Raw genomic sequence first — 18,258 nt, 5'->3', positions numbered from 1 at the left:
TAGTCTCTTCAGTTTCCGAACGGGGTGGTGCTCTTTGGCAGAGACGACATCAGGACGAAGCGAAGAAGAGTTCCAGGACCTTTTAAGGAGGCTGGAGCTGGCGCTCGAGGCGTCTCAAATCGGTGTCTGGCAGCATAATGTCAACGAGCAGGAGCTGCTCTGGGACTCGCAGATGCACAAGCTCTACGGGACCGGACTTCACGAGCATAGGGTTTCCTCCGACGTCTGGATGAATGCGCTGCATCCGGAGGATATCGAAGGGGCCGTCCACGACTTCGATGTCGCGTTGGCCAGGAAGGGTTTCTATAATTCTCAATTCCGCATCATCCTGCCCGGAGGCGAGGTGCGTCATCTGCGCTCGCGCGCACATTATTATGAGGATGCCGAAGGGGCGCCTTCTTTCATCGGCGCGGAATGGGACGTCACCGCCGACGTCCTGCTCAATCGCGAGCTGAGTGGTCAAAAAGCTATCGCCGAAGCGCGTGCCGTTGCATTGGAGCACAGTCGGGCGCGAATAGAACATGCTGCCGATCACGATTATCTCACGGGCCTTCCGAACCGCCGCTATTTCGACCGGCGTCTGGCCGAGTTGCGCAACGATGCGTCTATTGGGAATCTTGCAATCCTCCATATCGATCTCGATGGGTTCAAGGAGATCAACGACAAATGGGGCCATGCGGCCGGTGATGCCACATTGCAAAGCGCCGCCGCCCGCATTTCCGGAGCGATAACTGCCAACGACATTGTTGCCCGCATCGGCGGTGACGAGTTCGTGGCCGTGCTAGTCAATATCGCCAGTGTCGAAAGGCTTCAGGCAATCGCCGGCGATATTCTATCGCGATTGCGCCGCGAAGTGCGTTTCGGCAACGAGATGCTGAAGATCGGCGCGTCCATCGGCGTGGCGATGGGCCAGACGAGTGGCGCAGGCAATCTCCTGGCAGAATCCGACGTCGCCCTTTTTCAGGCCAAGAAACTCGGCCGCAACCGGGTGGAGTTCTTCACGCCACAGCTCCAGTCCGATCTGCATGCAGAACGCCGCCTGGCCGATGAGTTGCGATTGGCGCCGGTGCTGCGGCAGATCGAGCCCTTCTATCAGATTCAAGTGGATGCGCAGAGCCGCCGCATCGTCGGACTGGAGGCGCTGGCACGCTGGCGGCATCCGGGAAGGGGATTGCTAAGCCCCGTAGCCTTCCTCAAGGTCGCCGATGAATATGGATTTACCGCGGAGATCGATGCGGCCGTGCTGAAGCGCGCACTGGCGGATCGGGCAGCCTGGGTTTCGCAGGGTCTTTCACCGCCGCGCATCGCTGTCAATATCTCCGGTCGCCGGCTTGCCGATCCCGACCTGATCGACGGATTGAGGGCGCTCAGAATACCGCGCCACGCCATCGCCTTCGAGCTGGTGGAGACCATTTTCCTGGATGAACCCGACGAGGCGGTGCTTGCCAATATCGCCGGCATCAAGGAGATGGGAATCGATATCGAGATCGACGATTTCGGTTCCGGTCATGCCTCGCTGATTGGCCTCGTCAAACTCAAACCGAAGCGGCTGAAGATAGATCGGCAATTGGTGACTGCGGTTACGGTGTCCGAGGAGCAGCGTCGTCTTGTCGGCTCTATCATCGAAATCGCACGCACATTGAATGTCGAGGTGGTCGCCGAAGGGGTCGAGACCGAGGATCACGCGCTCGTTCTGGCCGAGGTCGGCTGCGATGAACTTCAGGGCTATGCTATCGGCTATCCTTCTTCCGAAAGCGAGACTGCAGCATTGCTGAAATCGGCCGAGGCGTCGAGCTCGGGGCGGTCTTCAGTCAGCGTTGCCGCACATGCTACTGAAGCTGTAGGGCGAGGATCAGACAATAGCTGATGGCGCCCAGCGTCAACAGCGATAGTGTCGCTGCCGCGATCACCCGGCCGCCGGCGTGGGCGACGGAGCGGATGCTGACCGACAGGCCCAGCGCTGCCATGGCGATGACGGTCAGAATACCGGAAACAGTTTCCATCGGTGTCACCAGCATATCCGGGATCAGCCCGAAGGAGCGTAGCGTCATCAATCCCAGGAAGCCGCAGATGAACCAGGGGACCAGAGAATGGTGATGGCCGCTGCTTTCATCGCTGCCTGAGGCTTCAGCCTTGGTGAGGATGCCGAGCAGGAAGATAACCGGGCCGAGCATCAGGACACGGACGAGCTTGACGAGCGTGCCGGTCTGGACAGCGAGCAGGCCGACGGGCGCGGTCGCCGCCAAGACCTGCGGCACGGCATAAACCGTCAGTCCAGCAAGTGTCCCGTATTGCGGTACGCTCATGCCGAAGTGGAAATAGAAAAGCGGCAGCAGGAACACGGCGACAATGCCGAGGACGGCGGTGAAGGCAAGCGCTGCGGCAATCTCCTGCGAGTCGGCCTCGATCACGGGCGCAACGGCCACGATCGCCGAATTGCCGCAGATCGAGTTGCCGCAGGCGATCAAGGTTGCGAGCTTCGGCGGCAGGCCGAGCGCCCGACCGATGAGATAGGTGGCGGCGATCGACAGCACGACGACGAGGGCGATGCCGGCGATCAGCCAGACGCCGGCGCCGCGGATCGCCGAAAGGCTGATGGAGGCGCCGAGAAGCACGATGGCGATTTCCAGAAGGAACTTGGCGCTGAAATCGACACCCGGCTTCATGGCCGGCTTCAGCGGCTTGATCGTGCAGACGGCGATGCCGAGCGCAATGGCAAGCACCAGGCTTTCGATCCACCGGCCACCGAGGAGACCCACTTCAACATGTTCCGCAGCATAGGCCACAAGGGCTACGGCCGAGGTGAGGGCCAGGCCGGGAAGGATCTCGTTTGCGCGTTGAGCGATGGACATGGGTGCCGTCATTCGTTTCTTGTGATTTGGTGACGGCTGGAAAGTCTCATCTGCCGATGTCGACATCCATCGAATATTATCCTATGTTTTATTCGATAAATTAGAATGATTTCCCATGACCTTCGAACAGCTCGCCATTTTCGTCGCCGTCGCGGAGCGAGAGCATCTGACCAATGCCGCCGAAGCGATCCATCTGACGCCATCCGCCGTCAGCTCCGCGATCAAGAACCTTGAGGCCTATTACGGAGTGGAGCTGTTTCATCGCGTCGGCCGTCGGATCGAGCTGACGGAGACGGGACGATCCTTCCTCGGAGAAGCAAGAGCGACGCTCGCACGCGTACGTTCGGCGGAACTGATGCTGTCCGAACTCGGCGGATTGCAGCGCGGTAGGCTCAGTCTCTGCGCAAGCCAGACCATCGCCAGCTATTGGCTACCGCCCTTGCTGATGCGGTTTCGCCGCGATTATCCCGGTATCGAGCTGGATCTGACGATAGGCAATACCCGTACCGTCACCGAAGCGGTTATCGATGGTGCGGCCGAGCTCGGTTTCATCGAGGGGGAAGTGGATGCGCCGGCGCTGTCGATGAAGATCGTCGCACAGGATGCGCTTGTGATCGTCGTGCCGCCACACCATCCCTGGGCGGATGGGCGGCGATTGTCGGCGGCCGATCTTGCTGCGGACACCTCCTGGGTGATGCGGGAGGAGGGCTCGGGTACGCGTTCCGAATTCGAGAATACGGTTGCCAAGCTCGGGGCTTCGCCGCAAGCCCTCAGGGTGGCGCTGGTCCTTCCCTCGAATGAAGCTGTGCTGTCCGCAGTCTGCGCCGGGCAAAGTGCTGCTGCCGTTTCCAGTGCTGCGGCCAAAGCCTATCTCGGGCAGGGATTGCTGGTTCAGGCAAAATTCGATCTGCCCCCTCGCAGCTTCCGCCTGCTGCGCCACAAGGAGCGCCATGCGAGCAAAGCCGCGCAGACGCTTGAGGCGATGTGCAAGGGCTGAGAACCCGGCGAACTCGCTATCGCCGCTCATCCCGTTGCCGGTTGGCGATGACAAGTTCGATTTCGTTGCGCTCCAGCATGGCGCGAATGTCTGCCGGCGGCTGTTCGTCCGTAACCAGAACATTGAAGTTTTCCGGTTCACTCAGAACGATCGGCGCGCTGCGCCCGAACTTGGCACTATCAGCAACGACGATGCGGTTTTCGGCGCGGCTAGCTGCCTCCCGCGAATATTCCGCTTCTTCCAGATCGTGCAGCATGAAGCCCGAGGCGGCGTTGATGGCGCCGACCGAGAGGATGGCGTGGCGCACATTGAAGCGGCGCAGGAAATTGGCCGCTTCCATGCCGAAGGTGCCGCCATCATGGCCGCGCAGTTCACCGCCGGCGAAGAAGACGCGATTGCTGTTGCGGGTCGCGAGCGCATGGGCGACAGCGACCGCATTGGTGACGACGAAGAGGTTCTGATGCTTCTGCAGCGCGACGGCGATGAAGGCGGTGGTCGAGCCGACATCGAGGAAGAGCGCATCACCATCCTCGATCATCGCGGCGACCGAGGCGGCGATCATCCGCTTGGCTTCGGCATTCTCGTTCATGCGCAGATGCAGCGGCGGCTCGATCATCGAGTCCTTGATATGGACCCCGCCATGCACCTTGGTCACAAGGCCGTTGGCTTCCAGGCTGCGGATGTTTCGGCGGATGGTTTCTTCAGAAACGCCGAGCCGTTCGGCCAGAAATTGTATACGGCTTGCGCCTCCTGCCAGACGCAGCTCTTCCAGTATTTCGCGCTCGCGATGATTGGAGTGAAGCGGTGGCTGGGATATGCCCGACATGGTTCCTGATCCTGTTATGGGTTTTGATCCCAAACTTGCGTGGCTTTCGACTGGCCGGTTCCGTTGCCGCCGGAGGCGTTAATGCACGCAACCTCAATCTGGTTGCTTCGCGCCTGAGTTTTTAAGACAAATCTCACCTACGGTGAAGCGCAGTCTTTAGGATATCCATAGCTCATCCGATTGGAGACGACTCTTCGATTCCAACAAAAAACCAAATATTCGTTTCATTTTGTGGGGAAGTTCTTGACAGCTTTACGTTTGTGAGGAACTTTTCAGATCGGAAAGATGCTCAGCAGCAGGACCGGAGGGGGAATGACTGCGACGGCGGAAGACAGGATACATTCTCTCAGCATCTGGCGCGGGCCGATCGACATCGAACCGCTGGTGGGCGGCATTACCAATCGCAACTATCTGGTTGGCGATAATGGTCGCCGCTTCGTCGTGCGGCTTGGATCGGACATTCCGGTTCATCACATCAGCCGCACCAACGAAGTGGCCGCAAGCAGGGCGGCCCATGCAGCCGGTCTTTCACCTGCTGTGATCCATCATGAGCCCGGCATACTGGTGCTGGACTATATCGACGCAAGCCCGCTATCGGCCGATGATATAAGAAAGCCGGCCATGATGAGCCGGGTCGTGCCGCTCGTCCGGTCCTGCCATCGGGACGTCGCCAGGCATTTTCGCGGACCGGCGGCCATCTTCTGGGTCTTTCACGTGGTCAGGGACTATGCGGCTCTCCTGGAGACTGGCGACAGTCGCCACAAGCCGAGGCTGCGTTCCTTTCTTGAGATCGCCGAGCGGCTCGAACGCGAAGCCGGTCCTTTCGAAATCGCCTTCGGACACAACGATCTGCTAGCGGCGAATTTTCTCGATGATGGCAAGCGGCTCTGGCTGATCGATTGGGATTATGCCGGCTTCAACACGCCGCTTTTCGATCTTGGTGGCCTTGCCTCCAACAATGAATTTTCCGAGGCGCAGGAAGAGGCGATGCTGGAGGCCTATTTCGAGGCTTCTGTCAGCGATGATCTGCGCCGGCGCTATCAGGCGATGAAATGCGCCTCACTCCTGCGCGAGACGATGTGGAGCATGGTTTCGGAAATCCATTCCGACATCGAATTCGATTATTCTTCCTATACAGCTGAAAACCTGCGGCGGTTCGAGAGCGCCTGGCAGGATTTTCGCAATTCTTGAGGTGACGTCATGAAGGAACTGCCGGCTACAGCAAAGACCGTCGTCATCGGCGGCGGCATCATCGGCTGCTCGACCGCCTACCATCTCGGCAAGCTCGGCTTCACCGATACCGTGCTTCTGGAGCGCAAGAAGCTGACCTCGGGCACGACCTTCCACGCCGCCGGCCTTGTCGGCCAGCTGCGCACCAGCGCCAATATCACGCAGATGCTCGGCTATTCCGTGGATCTCTATAAGAAGCTCGAGGCGGAGACGGGGCTTGCCACCGGCTGGAAGATGAATGGCGGGTTGCGGCTTGCCTGCAATGAGGAGCGCTGGACGGAGGTGAAGCGGCAGGCGACGACGGCGCAATCCTTCGGCCTGCAAATGCACCTGCTGACGCCGCAGGAGGCGCGCGATCTCTGGCCGCTGATGGATGTCGACGACCTCGTCGGCGCCGCCTTCCTGCCGACGGACGGACAGGCCAATCCTTCCGATATCACCCAGGCGCTGGCAAAGGGCGCCCGCATGAGCGGCGTGTCGATCTTCGAGGATACCGAAGTTCTCGATCTGGAGATCGACAAGGGCCGGATCCGTGCCGTCATCACCGAGAAAGGCCGTATCGAATGCGAGCGCGTCGTCGTCTGCGCCGGGCAATGGACTCGGACCTTTGCCGGCCGCTTCGGCGTCAACGTGCCGCTCGTCTCCGTCGAGCATCAATATCTCATCACCGAATCCTTCGGCGTGCCTTCCAACCTGCCGACGCTGCGCGATCCGGACCGGCTGACCTACTATAAGGAGGAGGTCGGCGGGCTTGTCATGGGCGGCTATGAGCCCAATCCCATCCCCTGGGCGCTCGACGGTATTCCGAAAGATTTCCACTACACGCTGCTCGACAGCAATTTCGACCATTTCGAGCAGACCATGGAGCAGGCGCTGGTGCGCGTGCCGGCGCTGCAGACGGCCGGCGTCAAGCAGCTGCTTTGTGGGCCGGAGAGCTTTACCCCGGACGGCAATTACATTCTCGGCGAGGCACCGGAGCTGAGGAATTTCTTCGTCGGCGCCGGCTTCAACGCCTTCGGCATCGCCTCTGCCGGCGGTGCCGGTATGGCGCTTGCCGAATGGGTCGCCAAGGGCGAGCCACCTTACGATCTCTGGCCGGTTGATATCAGGCGCTTCGGCCGCCCGCATTTCGACACTGATTGGGTACGCACGCGCACGCTGGAAGCCTATGGCAAGCACTACACCATGGCCTGGCCTTTCGAGGAGCATTCGAGCGGCCGCCCCTGCCGCAAGTCGCCGCTCTACGATCGGCTGAAGGCGCAGGGCGCCTGCTTCGGGGAGAAACTCGGCTGGGAGCGGCCGAACTGGTTTGCCGATCTCTTTGCCGGCGAGGAGCCGAAGGACGAATACACGTATGGACGGCAGAACTGGTTCGATGCCGTCGGCCGGGAGCACAGGGCAGTGCGCGAAGCGGCCGTCATCTTCGACCAGACCTCCTTCGCCAAATTCGTCCTGAAGGGCAGGGATGCCGAGGCGGCAATCTCATGGATCGCTTCCAATGATGTCGCCAAGCCTGTCGGCGCCCTGACCTATACTCAGATGTTGAACGACCGCGGCGGCATCGAATGCGACGTTACCGTTGCCCGCACCGCCGAGAACGAATTCTACATCACGACAGGCACCGGCTTCGCCACCCATGATTTCGATTGGATCGCCCGCAATATTCCATCCGAGATGCATGCGGAGCTGGTGGATGTGACCTCCGCCTATTCCGTGCTGTCGCTGATGGGGCCGAAGTCACGCGAGATATTGCAGGCCGTGACCTCGGCCGACGTTTCGAACGCCGCATTCCCCTTCGGCAAGGTGAAGACCGTCGGCATCGCCGGCTGCCCCGTCCGGGCGCTGCGCATCACCTATGTCGGCGAACTCGGCTATGAGCTGCATGTGCCGGTGGAATATGCCACGACCGTTTATGACGTGCTGATGGCCGCCGGCCGCGAGCACGGCCTCGTCAATGCCGGCTATCGCGCCATCGAGAGCTGCAGGCTGGAGAAGGGCTATCGCGCCTGGGGCTCGGATATTGGGCCGGATCACACGCCCGTTGAAGCCGGGCTTGCCTGGGCGGTGAAGACGAAGAAGGACATCGCATTCCGTGGGCGCGAGGCGATCGAGCGGCAGTTAGCCTCTGGCGTCAAGAAGATGCTTGCCTGCTTCGTACCCGACGATCCCGAAATCGTGCTTCTCGGCCGCGAGACGATCTATCGCGACGGCCGGCGCGTCGGCTGGCTATCGAGCGGCGGCTACGGCTACACGATCGGAAAGGCAATCGGCTACGGCTATGTCCGCGACCCCGGCGGCGTAACGGAGGATTTCGTGCTTTCGGGGCGTTACGAGCTGGATGTCGCGCAGAGCCGCGTGCCTTGCCAGGTGTCGCTGAAGCCGCTTTATGATCCGCGGATGGAGCGGATCAAGGGGTGATTGATATGAGGCCTATCGCCTGCTCGGCAGATCCCAGGCCTGATAAAGGTTATTCAGAGCCTTCGCCGTATGGCATTCTACCGTTGGCAACCCGGATTCCTGTAAGATTTTTGCGTATTTGGCGCCGCTGTTGCGGGTCTTCACGAGTATCCAGTGAATCATCTCCCATTTGATGCTGTCCTTGGCGCCTTCGAGATGCCCTGCTCGATCTGAGCGGTTGATCAGGGTCCGCTTGAGATAGCGGGAAAAGCGCAGCCAATGATTGGAGGTGATGAGGATCGCGCCGGTAGCGCGGGCGAAGCGCTGTGGCATGAGGCGCGTATAATTGCCTTCCATGATCCACTGGTCGCCAAGAATTGCCACGTCGTGAAGCGCAGCGAATTCCACTTCAGAGCGCTGTTGCCAATCGGTATGAGGCAGATGATGGAGCTGATCGAGATGTACCGTCGGAAAACCCAACTTATTGGAAAGGGCGACCGCCAGGGTTGATTTGCCGGCATTGGAAGGGCCGAGCACAACGATGCGCTCGCCAAGGGAATGCAAGGGAAGCATGAGACACCGGTCAGAAAATTGGGATGGCTTCCATTGGCGGAAGTGAGCGGCCTTGTCAACGCTGGCGTGTCCTGCTGCTATTATACGTCATTTACGAGATAAGCCCGGAGGCAGGCTGCGCTATCTTCCAAAACCTGTGATCTCCCCATCCCAGCCCCCGCCATTTTCTTGACACGCCTGCTCTTTCATCCTCAATCGGCATGCTGACAACTGACGGAGGCCGGAGACGATGGCGGAAGCGAGCATCAAGCTGGAGGAGAGCTGGAAAGAGGCGCTGTCTTCGGAGTTCGAAAGCCCCTACATGCAGCAGCTCAAATCTTTTCTCGTTGAGGAGAAGCAGCGCGGCAAGGTGATCTTTCCCCGTGGCAGCGAATATTTCCGGGCGCTTGATCTGACGCCGCTCGACGAGGTGCAGGTCGTCATTCTCGGGCAGGATCCCTATCACGGTTTCGGGCAGGCGCATGGGCTCTGCTTCAGCGTGCGCCCCGGCGTGCGCATTCCGCCATCGCTGGTCAATATCTACAAGGAGCTGGAGACGGATCTCGGCATTCCGCCGGCTCGCCACGGCTTTCTGGAGAGCTGGGCGAAGCAGGGCGTCCTGCTGCTCAACAGCGTGCTGACGGTGGAGGAATCGCAGGCCGCATCACATCAAGGCAAGGGGTGGGAGCGCTTCACCGATGCGGTCATCCGCAGAGTCAACGACGAATGCGATGGCGTCGTCTTCATGCTCTGGGGCTCCTACGCACAGAAGAAGGCTGCTTTTGTCGATACCGAGCGCCACCTGGTGCTGAAGGCGGCACATCCGTCGCCGCTCTCGGCCCATAACGGCTTCCTCGGCTGCCGGCATTTCTCCAAGGCCAATGCCTATCTGGTCGCGCATGGCCGGGATCCGATCGATTGGGCGCTGCCGAGCAATCCGGATGCTCAGTAAGGCGTTTGATCCCAGGGATTGACGATTGAAGCGCCGGTGTCGTCGAAATCGCCGATGTTGCGAGTAACGACGATAAGGTCATGAACGATCGCCGTTGCTGCGATGAGCCCATCGGCGTCACCACGCGGTCGTTGTGCTGCGATACGTCCCCATTCGACCGCAATCTGATCGGTAATGGGAAGAATGCGATTGCGGTGGTCGTGCCGGAGCTTGCGCAACCATTCCTCCAGATGAGTTGCGGTACGCGGGTCCGATCTTCGCTTGAGCGCAATCCCGCGCATGATCTCTCCAAGTGTGATGACACTCAGATAAATGGTGGAGGGATCGACTGAGCGCAGCCACGCAATCGCTTGGGAATTACCGCGCCGGATTTCCGAGACGACATTGGTATCCACGAGATACATCAGAAAAGAACATCCCGGCTTGGCGTTTTATCTCGCTTAGATACGGCTTCGGCCATTTCGTCGTCCCAAACCGGCCCTGACAGCAAGTCATCGGCAAGGCTCGGTTTGCCAGCCAGAAGTGCATCGTAGTCTTCGGCAGACAGAACGACCGCCGCGGGCTCGCCGCGCAAGGTGACGATTTGCGGCCCTTCGCTGCGTGCTTTCTGTACGACTTTGGAAAACTGGTTCTTTGCATCCTGCAATGGCCAATTCATCGAAATCCTCGCTAGCTAGACTGTCTAGCTTAAGAGTAATGCTGCTCTTGTTTAGAATCAAGAGATGAGGGCGACATGGTCTTGGTGTGAACGATCAGAATTTATTGTTCACTCATTGAAGACAATCCGTTTGGCTATTCGGGACTATCGAAACGCGGCCGACAAGACCATCTTCTGCCCATGAGAAACGCCTGCCGGTGCAGGCGAGCAAAGGGGTTAGAGATGCTCAACCAGATCAAAGGTCTTCACCACGTTACCTCGATGGCGGAAGACGCCCGGACTAACAACAAGTTCTTCACCGATACGCTCGGCCTTCGCCGCGTTAAGAAGACCGTGAATTTCGACGCTCCCGATGTCTATCACCTCTACTATGGTGACGAGATTGGCACGCCCGGCACGATCATGACCTACTTCCCGTTCCCGAAGATGGCGCGCGGTCGCCCGGGTACCGGCGAAGTCGGGAATACGGTCTATTCCATTCCCGAAGGTTCCATCGGCTACTGGACCGAACGGCTTGGCCAGCGCGGCGTCGAGGGCCTGAAGACCGACGAATCCTTCGGCCAGAAGCGCCTGCATTTTGCCGGTCCGGATGGCGATGGCTTCGCGCTTGTCGAGGTTAAGGATGACAAGCGTCAGCCCTGGACTCATGGCGGCGTCGATGCCGAGCATGCCATCCGAGGCTTCCACTCCGTCGCTATGCGGCTCAGGGACGAAGGTGCCACGGCCGAGTTGTTGAAGTACATGGGTTACGAGGTGGTCGATACGCATGACGGCATCAAGCGGCTTGCCATTCCCGGCGGCAACGGCGCTGATTATGTTGACCTCGAAACCATGCCGAATATCAACCGGGCGCTGCCGGGTGCCGGCTCCGTCCACCATGTCGCCTTCGCGGTCGAAAACCGCGCAAAGCAGCTGGAAGTGCGCAAGGCGCTGATGGATACGGGTTATCAGGTGACGCCGGTCATCGACCGCGATTACTTCTGGGCAATCTACTTCCGCACACCAGGCGGCGTGCTGTTCGAAGTCGCCACCAATGAACCCGGCTTCGATCGTGACGAGGATACGGCCCATCTCGGCGAAGCGCTGAAGCTGCCGGAACAGCATGCGCATCTGCGTGGGCTGATCGAACAGCATCTCGAACCGTTGGAAGGCTAAGCCAGGAGAGATATCATGACCGATACGACTTATGTGCACCGGCTGAAGGCCGGTGCACCCGGAAAGCCTATCTTCTTTACCTTCCATGGTACCGGCGGCGACGAAAACCAGTTCTTCAATTTCGCCACTCGCCTATTGCCGGACGCTACCATCGTCTCGCCGCGCGGCGATGTCTCGGAATATGGCGCAGCGCGCTTCTTTCGCCGAACGGGCGAGGGCGTCTATGACATGGCCGATCTTGCCCGCGCCACGGAAAAGATGGCAACCTATGTCTCGGAGCTGGCGGCGGAATACGGCGCATCGCAGGTACTTGGACTGGGCTTTTCCAACGGTGCGAACATCCTTGCCAATGTTCTGATCGAGCATGGCAATCTTTTCGACGCGGCCGTGCTGATGCATCCGCTGATCCCGTTCCAGCCGCAGGATAATGCAAGGCTGGAGGGCAAGCGCGTGCTGATTACCGCAGGCGAGCGCGATCCGATCGCACCCGCTCCAGTCACCAAGGCGCTTGCCGATTACTTTACGCGGCAGAATGCCGAGGTCACGCTCGAATGGCATCCAGGCGGCCACGATATCAGGCCCAACGAAATCGAGGCAATCCGCAGTTTCCTAGCGCTCTACGCTTAGGACCTGCGCAAAACACCGGCTGCGCGGCAGAGACTTTGCTGCGCAGCCTGCTATTTGCCGATCAGGCGCATCATCGCCTTCGCTTGAGAGGCAGCCGCGAGTTTTCCCTTCTGGTCGATATAGTCCGTTCCGCAGAAGCGGTTGAGATTGGCAAAATCCATACTGTCCGGTTGGGCATGCCTTGTTTCGACAATGACCATGCGCCAGGCGCAACCGAGCATCTTGTCGGGTTGGATTGCCTGATCGCAGCCTGTGCTCAGGCATAAAGCGACATGTTTCTGCGCTCGATACCCGCCTGCTATGGCTTCCTCGTAATCGGCCTTCCAGCTATCGCGTGTATGTTCGCAGCGCGCCGGATCGCTGCTCTGGCTGCATTGCACCGTCTTGTCGACATAGGTTTGCGCCGGCGGCCATAGCGGACCGTCGACCAGGCTGACGCAGCCGCACGCAAACAAGGTGGCCGACAGCAGGCGCAATTTGATTCTCCTTCGCCAAAGTCGTCAGAATCGTAGAACGATCGTGAGGATGTGCAAGATCGATATGATCCTACCAATACGAATGGGTAGGTAGATGTCTTTCGATTACGCCGGAGCATGTAGCGTGACCTTCCTGCAACCCTTGCCATCTTCCGGCGTCCGCGACACGCGACGGCGCAAGCTTTGCTTGTAGGCATCATTGCCGCCCGCTAATGCTCTGCCGCTATAGGGCGGGGGGATTCCATCGTGACGCTGGCGGAACAGCAGCAATACAGGCTGGGCGTGGCCTATGTGGCGCTTTCGGCGCTCGCCTGGTCGACGTCCGGTCTCTTCGTGCGGGCGATCCACGCCGATCTGATGACCATTCTCTTTTGCCGTGGCATCGTCTCTGGCCTCGGCGTCTTCGCGCTGTTTTTCTATATCGAGCGCCGCAACGCTTTTCGCATCCTGCGTTCCATGGGTGGTCCTTCGCTGGCGGCGACGATCTTTTCCACCGCATCCATGATCAGCGGCATCGGCTCGATCTATTACACGTCGGTCGCCGATGCCATGGTCATCTATGCAACCGTGCCCTTTGTAACCGCGGGCGTCGCCTTCCTCTTCATCCGCGAGCGTCCAAATTTGCGGACGCTGATTGCGAGTGGCATTGCTTTTATCGGCGTGCTCGTCATGCTTTCCGGCCATGCGAGCGATGGCGGCAGCTGGCTCGGCAAGGGGCTTGCTGCCATCATGACGCTGACCGTCGCCTGCCTTGCCGTCGTCATGCGCCAGCATCGCGATGTGCCGATGCTACCGGCCATGGCGCTTTCCGCCTGGCTGTGTTCCTCCATTACCTTCTGGTTCGCCTCGCCCCTTTCGATCTCCGGCCAGGATCTTGGCCTGATCATCGCCTTCGGCATCATCCAGAACGCCATGGGTCTCAGCCTCTATACATTCGGCTCGCGGCTAGTGCCGGCCTCGGATGCGGCGCTGCTGACGGCGCTTGAGGTGCCGCTGACGCCACTCTGGGTCTGGATGGTGTTCGCCGAGCGTCCTTCGACGGCGACGCTCATCGGCGGGCCGATCGTGCTTGCCGCATTGTTCGGACATATCTTGTTGGAAATACGGCGAAATCGGGTGGTGACATCAACACGGACGCACTGACCGTCTTGCCCCTTTCGTCTCAAAATGCTGAAATCGGCCCAGTCATCAGGAGTCGGAATCGATGAAAAAGGTCTTCAATCCCGCATCCGTCCGCCGCCCTTTCGGCAATTACAATCACGGCCTGCTGGTGCCGCCGGGCGCCAGCCTGCTGGTCACATCCGGCCAGCTCGGCATTGGTGCTGACGATCGCATTCCGCCTGACGTCACCGGCCAGGCCGAGCTGTGTTTCAAGGCGATTGGCGCTATCCTCGAGGAGGCGGGCATGGGGTTTGCCGACGTCATCCGCGTCGGTGGTTTCGTGACCACGCGCGAGGATTTTCCCGCCTACATGGCCGTGCGCGATCGCTATGTCCAGACTCCCGCGCCGGTCTCTACGCTGCTGATCGTCGGCGGGTTTACGCGGTCCGAGTTCCTGGTCGAGGTCGAGGTCACGGCAGCCAAGGTGATGTGATGATGATCGGTCATCTCGAGCATTCGGTCGATCCGTCAATCCCCCGCATTCTGGGACTTTATGAGACGCATCTAACGGTTGCCGATCTCCAGCGCTCCATCGCCTTCTATCGCGACGTTCTGAAGCTGGAGGTCGGGACCGTCATCGAGAGCAGGAATGTCGCCTTCCTTTGGATCGACGATAAACGGATGGGCATGTTGGGCCTTTGGGAAACGGGCAGCTCCCCGCTCAAGATGCGCCTTCATATTGCCTTCAGAACCTCTCTCGCTGATGTACTCGGCTCCGCCGCCGCATTGAAGGCTCGTGGCATTCAACCGAAGGGGTTCAATGGCGAGCCGCTCGATGAACCCGTTGTTCTAGGTTGGATGCCGGCCGTCTCGCAATATTTTTCGGATCCCGACGGGCATTCGATCGAATTCATCCATGTGCTTGAGGAGGCGGCCGAACCAGATTTCGGTGTAAAGCCCTATTCGGAATGGTTGTCGCGACCGAAACCGTTAGCATGACAGGCGCTGAACGAGGCTTCCTCATCATCGGCTTCTGCCGGCTCCCTTGTTGTCTATGTGAAGAAATGCCACCGATATTGCCGATCCAATGCATGTTGCGGAGAGGCAAGGAAGACAAATATGACACAAAATATCTACGACGATCCGGGCTTCTTCGAGGGCTATAGCCGCCTTCAGCGTTCCATCAACGGGTTGGCGGGTGCGGCCGAATGGCCGGCGATCCGTGCCTTGATGCCGGACATGAAGGGCCTCGACGTCGTGGATCTCGGCTGTGGTTTCGGATGGTTCTGCCGTTGGGCGGCCGAGCAGGGAGCGGCCAGCGTATTGGGGCTCGACGTCTCGGAAAAAATGCTGGAACGCGCGCGAACGGAAACGGCGGATGCGCGGGTTCGCTACGATCGGGCCGATCTTGAAAGGCTAGAGCTTCCCAAGGCGAGCTTCGATCTGGTCTACAGTTCGCTCGCCTTCCACTATATCGAGGATTTCGCCGGCCTTTTGGCGACCATCCGCCAAGCACTCAAACCGGACGGGCGTCTGATCTTTTCGATCGAGCATCCAATCTATATGGCGCCGCGACGGCCGGAATGGCTCGATGATGCCGAGGGTGGCAAGATCTGGCCGCTCAATGCCTATCAGATCGAGGGACCGCGGTTGACGAACTGGCTCGCCGAGGGCGTCATCAAGCAGCATCGCACGATGGGCACGACGCTCAACCTCCTGATCAAGTCCGGCTTCATCATCGCCCATGTCGAAGAGTGGTCGCCGAGTGATGACGACCTCACCGCGCATCCCGATTGGGCAATCGAGCGCGAGCGGCCGATGTTTCTCCTGATCTCCACCCGGACCTGAGGCATGCTTCAGCATGCCGTGACGGCCTAGAAGGCTGAGCCGATCTATTTTTCTTTTTGTTGATAGATTTTATAGAAAATTAATTGCTCGCAGAAGACTGCTTCCGCAAAATGTCGTTTCTTGAGGCGCATCCTCCCCATCGATAATGTGAGGCTGTCGGCGCGATTTAGGGAAGAGTGCGATGAACATGAAAACGTCCGTGGCAATCGAGAAGGCGGTGCCTGTCGCCGATCCCGACATTGCGCGCACCGAGTTTCGCAATGCCATGGCGCGGATGGCGGCGGCGGTGAACATCGTCACGACCAATGGTCCGGCCGGGCTTGCCGGCTTCGCGGCGACCGCCGTCTGCAGCGTCACGGACAGCCCGCCGACCCTGCTCGTCTGCCTCAATCGCGGCGCTTCCGTTCATCCCGCCGTCACGCAAAATGGCGTGCTCTGTGTCAATGTCCTGTCGGAAGCACATCAGGATCTATCGCGGCTTTTCGGCGGCAAGACCCCGGTTGCCGAACGCTTTGCTGCGGCCGCATGGTCGGAACTCTCGACCGGCGCTCCGGTGCTGGAAGATGCTCTTGTCTCGTTCGATTGTCGCATCGTCCGTCAGGCCGACGGCGGCACGCATGACATCCTACTCTGCGAAGTCGATGCCATCCGTCAACGTGACGAGGGACAGGGGCTTATCTATTTTGACCGGGCCTATCATCCTGCGGGTCAGGCTGAATAGGCTAGTTGTCCAAGCCTCTTCCGAAATTATCCACGCCGCCAAGGTCTTCGTCGTCTTGCGGCGAACAGGTCCGTTCACGCCAGAAAGTCTTCGATCGCCTTTAAGACCAGAGCAGGATGCTCTCGGTGCGGCACATGCCCGGTATCCGGCATGATATAGACCGGACCACGCCCGGCGGCGATCCGGCGCGGATGGGCTTCGGAGCCATATTCGTCGCGGTCTCCATGAATGGCGAGCACCGGACAATGAAGCTTTTCAAGTGCCGGATCGAGCGACCAGCCGGCGCGTTCGGGAGCGAGCCAGGTGTCGATCCAGGCGTGCAGCACCCACTCGGCCTTGCTGCCGTGATATTTGGCAAGCCGGGCGAAGGTTTCGGCCGATTTGAATTCCTGCTGCGCGGTCCGGATGCCCTGAAGGGTCTTTTCCTCCACGAAAGCTTGGGCGGCAATGGTGATCACGGCGTGGCAGCTTTCGCCAAATCTTGCCCCCGTCTCCACCGCCATGCCGCCCCCGACGCTGTGCCCGCAGGCGACGAAGTCCCGAATGGACAATTGCTCGCAAAGAAGCGGTACGAAACGCTTGGCTTCCGATGCAATAAAATCCTGCGTCAGAAGATCGTCGCGAGCATCGGACCGGCCAAAGCCTAGCCGATCATAAGCGATGACCCGGCGACCAAGGGAATGGGCGAGTTGTTCCGGGAAATCCCGCCAGAGCGTGATGCATCCGAGGGAATCGTGAAACAGGATGATCGGTTGCTGCGATCTCAGGACGGTTGGCGTCCATGATTTGGCGTAGAGGCGCCCGCCGGAACTCTCGATCCAATGGCCCGTTTCAGCGATCTCTGCCATTTGGTCAGTAATTTTCCTGATACCACTCGACGAAGCGCTTTACGCCTTCATCGACTTCGATCTGCGGCTTGAATCCCGTCAGCGCCACCAGGAGATCCGGCACGGCATAGGTGTTGTGGACGTCTCCGGGCTGCATGGGCAGCATCTTGCGGATCGCCTGCTTGCCGAGCATCGTCTCGATCGTCTCGACGAATGTCATCAGCCCGACGGGCTGGCCGCCGCCGATATTGACGATCCGGAAAGGGGCATTCTTCGACAGGGTGTCGATGACCGTTTCCGACACGATCCGGTTTTCCTCTGACGGCACGACACCGATGAGACGCACGATGCCTTCGACGAGATCGTCGATATAGGTGAAATCACGGCTCATCTTGCCTTCGCCGTAGATCTCGATCGGCCTGTCGTTCCTGATGGCATCGACGAACTTGAACAGCGCCATGTCGGGGCGGCCCCAGGGGCCGTAGACGGTGAAGAAGCGGAAAGCGGTCGTGGGCACGTTGAAGAGATGGGCGTAGCTGTGCGCCATCAGCTCCATGCTCTTCTTGGTCGCCGCATAGATCGTCATCTGCTCGTCGGCCTTGTCGCTTTCGGCAAAGGGGATCTTCTCGTTGGCGCCGTAGACGGAAGAGGTCGATGCCAACAGCAGGTGCTTCGGCTGCAGGTTTCTTGCCAGTTCCAGAATGTTGAACGAACCGACAAGGTTGGAATCGACGTAGGAACGCGGATTTTCGAGGCTGTAGCGGACGCCCGCCTGGGCGGCGAGGTGGACGATCACGTCGGGCTCGGCGAGTTCGGCGGCATGATCCAGCGCTGCCTTGTCCTCCAACATGCCTGTTACGGCCTTGAAACCATTGGAACGCGCGAGGATGGCGGTGCGCTTCTCCTTGAGCCGAACATCGTAATAGGGCGTCATCCCGTCGAAGCCGACGACAAAATGGCCCTCGTCGAGCAGGCGCTTGGCAAGGTGGAATCCGATGAAGCCGGCAGTGCCGGTGATGAGATAACGCATGATCCCGCC

20 protein-coding genes are annotated in these 18,258 nt (G+C 59.7%); 12 read left to right on the top strand and 8 right to left on the bottom strand.

Features of this window, described 5'->3' with window-relative positions:
• The first annotated feature begins 34 nt into the window (after positions 1-34).
• A complete protein-coding gene (locus tag AC13RC_RS22055) occupies positions 35-1,867 on the top strand; it encodes a bifunctional diguanylate cyclase/phosphodiesterase (protein WP_488558399.1) in 1,833 nt (610 codons plus the stop codon).
• On the opposite strand, the gene AC13RC_RS22050 is transcribed toward AC13RC_RS22055, so the two are convergent.
• A complete protein-coding gene (locus AC13RC_RS22050; protein WP_488558398.1) occupies positions 1,830-2,852 on the bottom strand; it encodes a YeiH family protein in 1,023 nt (340 codons plus the stop codon). The two genes, AC13RC_RS22055 and AC13RC_RS22050, sit on opposite strands and share 38 nt — an antisense overlap.
• Before the next feature lie 115 nt (positions 2,853-2,967).
• Between AC13RC_RS22050 and AC13RC_RS22045 the strand changes: the two genes are divergently transcribed.
• A complete protein-coding gene (locus tag AC13RC_RS22045) occupies positions 2,968-3,849 on the top strand; it encodes a LysR substrate-binding domain-containing protein (RefSeq protein ID WP_488558397.1) in 882 nt (293 codons plus the stop codon).
• A gap of 16 nt (positions 3,850-3,865) precedes the next feature.
• Here AC13RC_RS22045 and AC13RC_RS22040 read toward each other — a convergent pair whose 3' ends face one another.
• Positions 3,866-4,675, bottom strand: coding sequence for a DeoR/GlpR family DNA-binding transcription regulator (locus AC13RC_RS22040; protein ID WP_488558396.1), 810 nt, complete (start codon positions 4,673-4,675; stop codon positions 3,866-3,868).
• Positions 4,676-4,987: 312 nt separating this feature from the next.
• Here AC13RC_RS22040 and AC13RC_RS22035 point away from each other — a divergent pair, with 312 nt between their 5' ends.
• Complete coding sequence (locus AC13RC_RS22035; protein ID WP_488558395.1) at positions 4,988-5,866, top strand: phosphotransferase; 879 nt, start codon at positions 4,988-4,990, stop codon at positions 5,864-5,866.
• Positions 5,867-5,875: 9 nt separating this feature from the next.
• Positions 5,876-8,323 (top strand): GcvT family protein, encoded by a 2,448-nt coding sequence (locus AC13RC_RS22030; RefSeq protein ID WP_488558394.1) that lies wholly within the window; start codon positions 5,876-5,878, stop codon positions 8,321-8,323.
• A gap of 12 nt (positions 8,324-8,335) precedes the next feature.
• On the opposite strand, the gene AC13RC_RS22025 is transcribed toward AC13RC_RS22030, so the two are convergent.
• Positions 8,336-8,875: a P-loop NTPase family protein gene (locus tag AC13RC_RS22025; RefSeq protein ID WP_488558393.1), complete on the bottom strand. Its 540-nt coding sequence runs from the start codon at positions 8,873-8,875 to the stop codon at positions 8,336-8,338.
• A 229-nt stretch (positions 8,876-9,104) separates the two neighbouring features.
• On the opposite strand from AC13RC_RS22025, the gene ung reads away from it, so the two are divergent.
• Entirely contained in the window at positions 9,105-9,806 is a 702-nt protein-coding gene (gene ung / locus AC13RC_RS22020; RefSeq protein ID WP_488558392.1) for a uracil-DNA glycosylase, read from the top strand.
• Here the strand turns inward: ung and AC13RC_RS22015 are convergent.
• Entirely contained in the window at positions 9,800-10,210 is a 411-nt protein-coding gene (locus AC13RC_RS22015; RefSeq protein ID WP_113351623.1) for a type II toxin-antitoxin system VapC family toxin, read from the bottom strand. The genes ung and AC13RC_RS22015 overlap by 7 nt on opposite strands.
• Positions 10,210-10,464 carry a type II toxin-antitoxin system Phd/YefM family antitoxin gene (locus tag AC13RC_RS22010; RefSeq protein ID WP_113351622.1) on the bottom strand — a complete coding sequence of 85 codons (255 nt, stop codon included), beginning with the start codon at positions 10,462-10,464 and terminating at the stop codon, positions 10,210-10,212. Before AC13RC_RS22010 ends, AC13RC_RS22015 begins: the two co-directional genes overlap by 1 nt.
• A 222-nt stretch (positions 10,465-10,686) precedes the next feature.
• Here AC13RC_RS22010 and AC13RC_RS22005 point away from each other — a divergent pair, with 222 nt between their 5' ends.
• Entirely contained in the window at positions 10,687-11,619 is a 933-nt protein-coding gene (locus AC13RC_RS22005; protein WP_113330273.1) for a VOC family protein, read from the top strand.
• A 15-nt stretch (positions 11,620-11,634) separates the two neighbouring features.
• Positions 11,635-12,246 carry an alpha/beta hydrolase gene (locus AC13RC_RS22000; RefSeq protein WP_488558391.1) on the top strand — a complete coding sequence of 204 codons (612 nt, stop codon included), beginning with the start codon at positions 11,635-11,637 and terminating at the stop codon, positions 12,244-12,246.
• Between the two features lie 50 nt (positions 12,247-12,296).
• Here the strand turns inward: AC13RC_RS22000 and AC13RC_RS21995 are convergent, their stop codons facing one another.
• Positions 12,297-12,722 carry a hypothetical protein gene (locus AC13RC_RS21995; RefSeq protein WP_183813214.1) on the bottom strand — a complete coding sequence of 142 codons (426 nt, stop codon included), beginning with the start codon at positions 12,720-12,722 and terminating at the stop codon, positions 12,297-12,299.
• Between the two features lie 246 nt (positions 12,723-12,968).
• Here AC13RC_RS21995 and AC13RC_RS21990 point away from each other — a divergent pair, with 246 nt between their 5' ends.
• The 5 genes from AC13RC_RS21990 (at position 12,969) to rutF (ending at position 16,392) form a co-directional block, all read left to right on the top strand.
• On the top strand, positions 12,969-13,865 hold the full coding sequence (locus tag AC13RC_RS21990; RefSeq protein WP_113330429.1) for a DMT family transporter: 897 nt from the start codon (positions 12,969-12,971) through the stop codon (positions 13,863-13,865).
• Positions 13,866-13,926: 61 nt separating this feature from the next.
• Complete coding sequence (locus AC13RC_RS21985) at positions 13,927-14,316, top strand: RidA family protein (RefSeq protein ID WP_488558390.1); 390 nt, start codon at positions 13,927-13,929, stop codon at positions 14,314-14,316.
• Positions 14,316-14,822, top strand: a complete 507-nt coding sequence (locus AC13RC_RS21980; protein WP_488558389.1) for a VOC family protein — start codon at positions 14,316-14,318, stop codon at positions 14,820-14,822. The genes AC13RC_RS21985 and AC13RC_RS21980 overlap by 1 nt, the downstream gene beginning before the upstream one ends.
• Before the next feature lie 120 nt (positions 14,823-14,942).
• Positions 14,943-15,671: a class I SAM-dependent methyltransferase gene (locus AC13RC_RS21975; RefSeq protein ID WP_488558388.1), complete on the top strand. Its 729-nt coding sequence runs from the start codon at positions 14,943-14,945 to the stop codon at positions 15,669-15,671.
• 181 nt (positions 15,672-15,852) lie between these two features.
• Positions 15,853-16,392 carry an NADH-dependent FMN reductase RutF gene (rutF, locus tag AC13RC_RS21970; RefSeq protein ID WP_113330267.1) on the top strand — a complete coding sequence of 180 codons (540 nt, stop codon included), beginning with the start codon at positions 15,853-15,855 and terminating at the stop codon, positions 16,390-16,392.
• A gap of 74 nt (positions 16,393-16,466) precedes the next feature.
• On the opposite strand, the gene AC13RC_RS21965 is transcribed toward rutF, so the two are convergent.
• Positions 16,467-17,240, bottom strand: a complete 774-nt coding sequence (locus tag AC13RC_RS21965; protein ID WP_488558387.1) for an alpha/beta fold hydrolase — start codon at positions 17,238-17,240, stop codon at positions 16,467-16,469.
• Between the two features lie 4 nt (positions 17,241-17,244).
• Positions 17,245-18,249 (bottom strand): NAD-dependent epimerase, encoded by a 1,005-nt coding sequence (locus AC13RC_RS21960; RefSeq protein WP_113420436.1) that lies wholly within the window; start codon positions 18,247-18,249, stop codon positions 17,245-17,247.
• Between the last annotated feature and the right edge of the window lie 9 nt (positions 18,250-18,258).

The organism is Martinezella sp. CNPSo 3890, assembly GCF_057784455.1.
Note: the sequence above shows the minus strand (reverse complement) of the source record. Positions and strands in the feature narration are given on the sequence as shown.

Excerpts from the sequence above, each read along its gene's own strand:
- AC13RC_RS21965 (WP_488558387.1), bottom strand. The coding sequence starts at position 17,240 with ATGGCAGAGATCGCTGAAACGGGCCATTGGATCGAGAGTTCCGGCGGG.
- AC13RC_RS22035 (WP_488558395.1), top strand. The coding sequence starts at position 4,988 with ATGACTGCGACGGCGGAAGACAGGATACATTCTCTCAGCATCTGGCGC.
- AC13RC_RS22015 (WP_113351623.1), bottom strand. The coding sequence starts at position 10,210 with ATGTATCTCGTGGATACCAATGTCGTCTCGGAAATCCGGCGCGGTAAT.
- AC13RC_RS22045 (WP_488558397.1), top strand. The coding sequence starts at position 2,968 with ATGACCTTCGAACAGCTCGCCATTTTCGTCGCCGTCGCGGAGCGAGAG.
- AC13RC_RS21975 (WP_488558388.1), top strand. The coding sequence starts at position 14,943 with ATGACACAAAATATCTACGACGATCCGGGCTTCTTCGAGGGCTATAGC.
- AC13RC_RS21960 (WP_113420436.1), bottom strand. The coding sequence starts at position 18,249 with ATGCGTTATCTCATCACCGGCACTGCCGGCTTCATCGGATTCCACCTT.
- AC13RC_RS21980 (WP_488558389.1), top strand. The coding sequence starts at position 14,316 with ATGATGATCGGTCATCTCGAGCATTCGGTCGATCCGTCAATCCCCCGC.
- AC13RC_RS22050 (WP_488558398.1), bottom strand. The coding sequence starts at position 2,852 with ATGTCCATCGCTCAACGCGCAAACGAGATCCTTCCCGGCCTGGCCCTC.
- AC13RC_RS22030 (WP_488558394.1), top strand. The coding sequence starts at position 5,876 with ATGAAGGAACTGCCGGCTACAGCAAAGACCGTCGTCATCGGCGGCGGC.
- AC13RC_RS22040 (WP_488558396.1), bottom strand. The coding sequence starts at position 4,675 with ATGTCGGGCATATCCCAGCCACCGCTTCACTCCAATCATCGCGAGCGC.
- ung (WP_488558392.1), top strand. The coding sequence starts at position 9,105 with ATGGCGGAAGCGAGCATCAAGCTGGAGGAGAGCTGGAAAGAGGCGCTG.
- AC13RC_RS22025 (WP_488558393.1), bottom strand. The coding sequence starts at position 8,875 with ATGCTTCCCTTGCATTCCCTTGGCGAGCGCATCGTTGTGCTCGGCCCT.
- AC13RC_RS22005 (WP_113330273.1), top strand. The coding sequence starts at position 10,687 with ATGCTCAACCAGATCAAAGGTCTTCACCACGTTACCTCGATGGCGGAA.
- rutF (WP_113330267.1), top strand. The coding sequence starts at position 15,853 with ATGAACATGAAAACGTCCGTGGCAATCGAGAAGGCGGTGCCTGTCGCC.
- AC13RC_RS22000 (WP_488558391.1), top strand. The coding sequence starts at position 11,635 with ATGACCGATACGACTTATGTGCACCGGCTGAAGGCCGGTGCACCCGGA.
- AC13RC_RS21985 (WP_488558390.1), top strand. The coding sequence starts at position 13,927 with ATGAAAAAGGTCTTCAATCCCGCATCCGTCCGCCGCCCTTTCGGCAAT.
- AC13RC_RS22010 (WP_113351622.1), bottom strand. The coding sequence starts at position 10,464 with ATGAATTGGCCATTGCAGGATGCAAAGAACCAGTTTTCCAAAGTCGTA.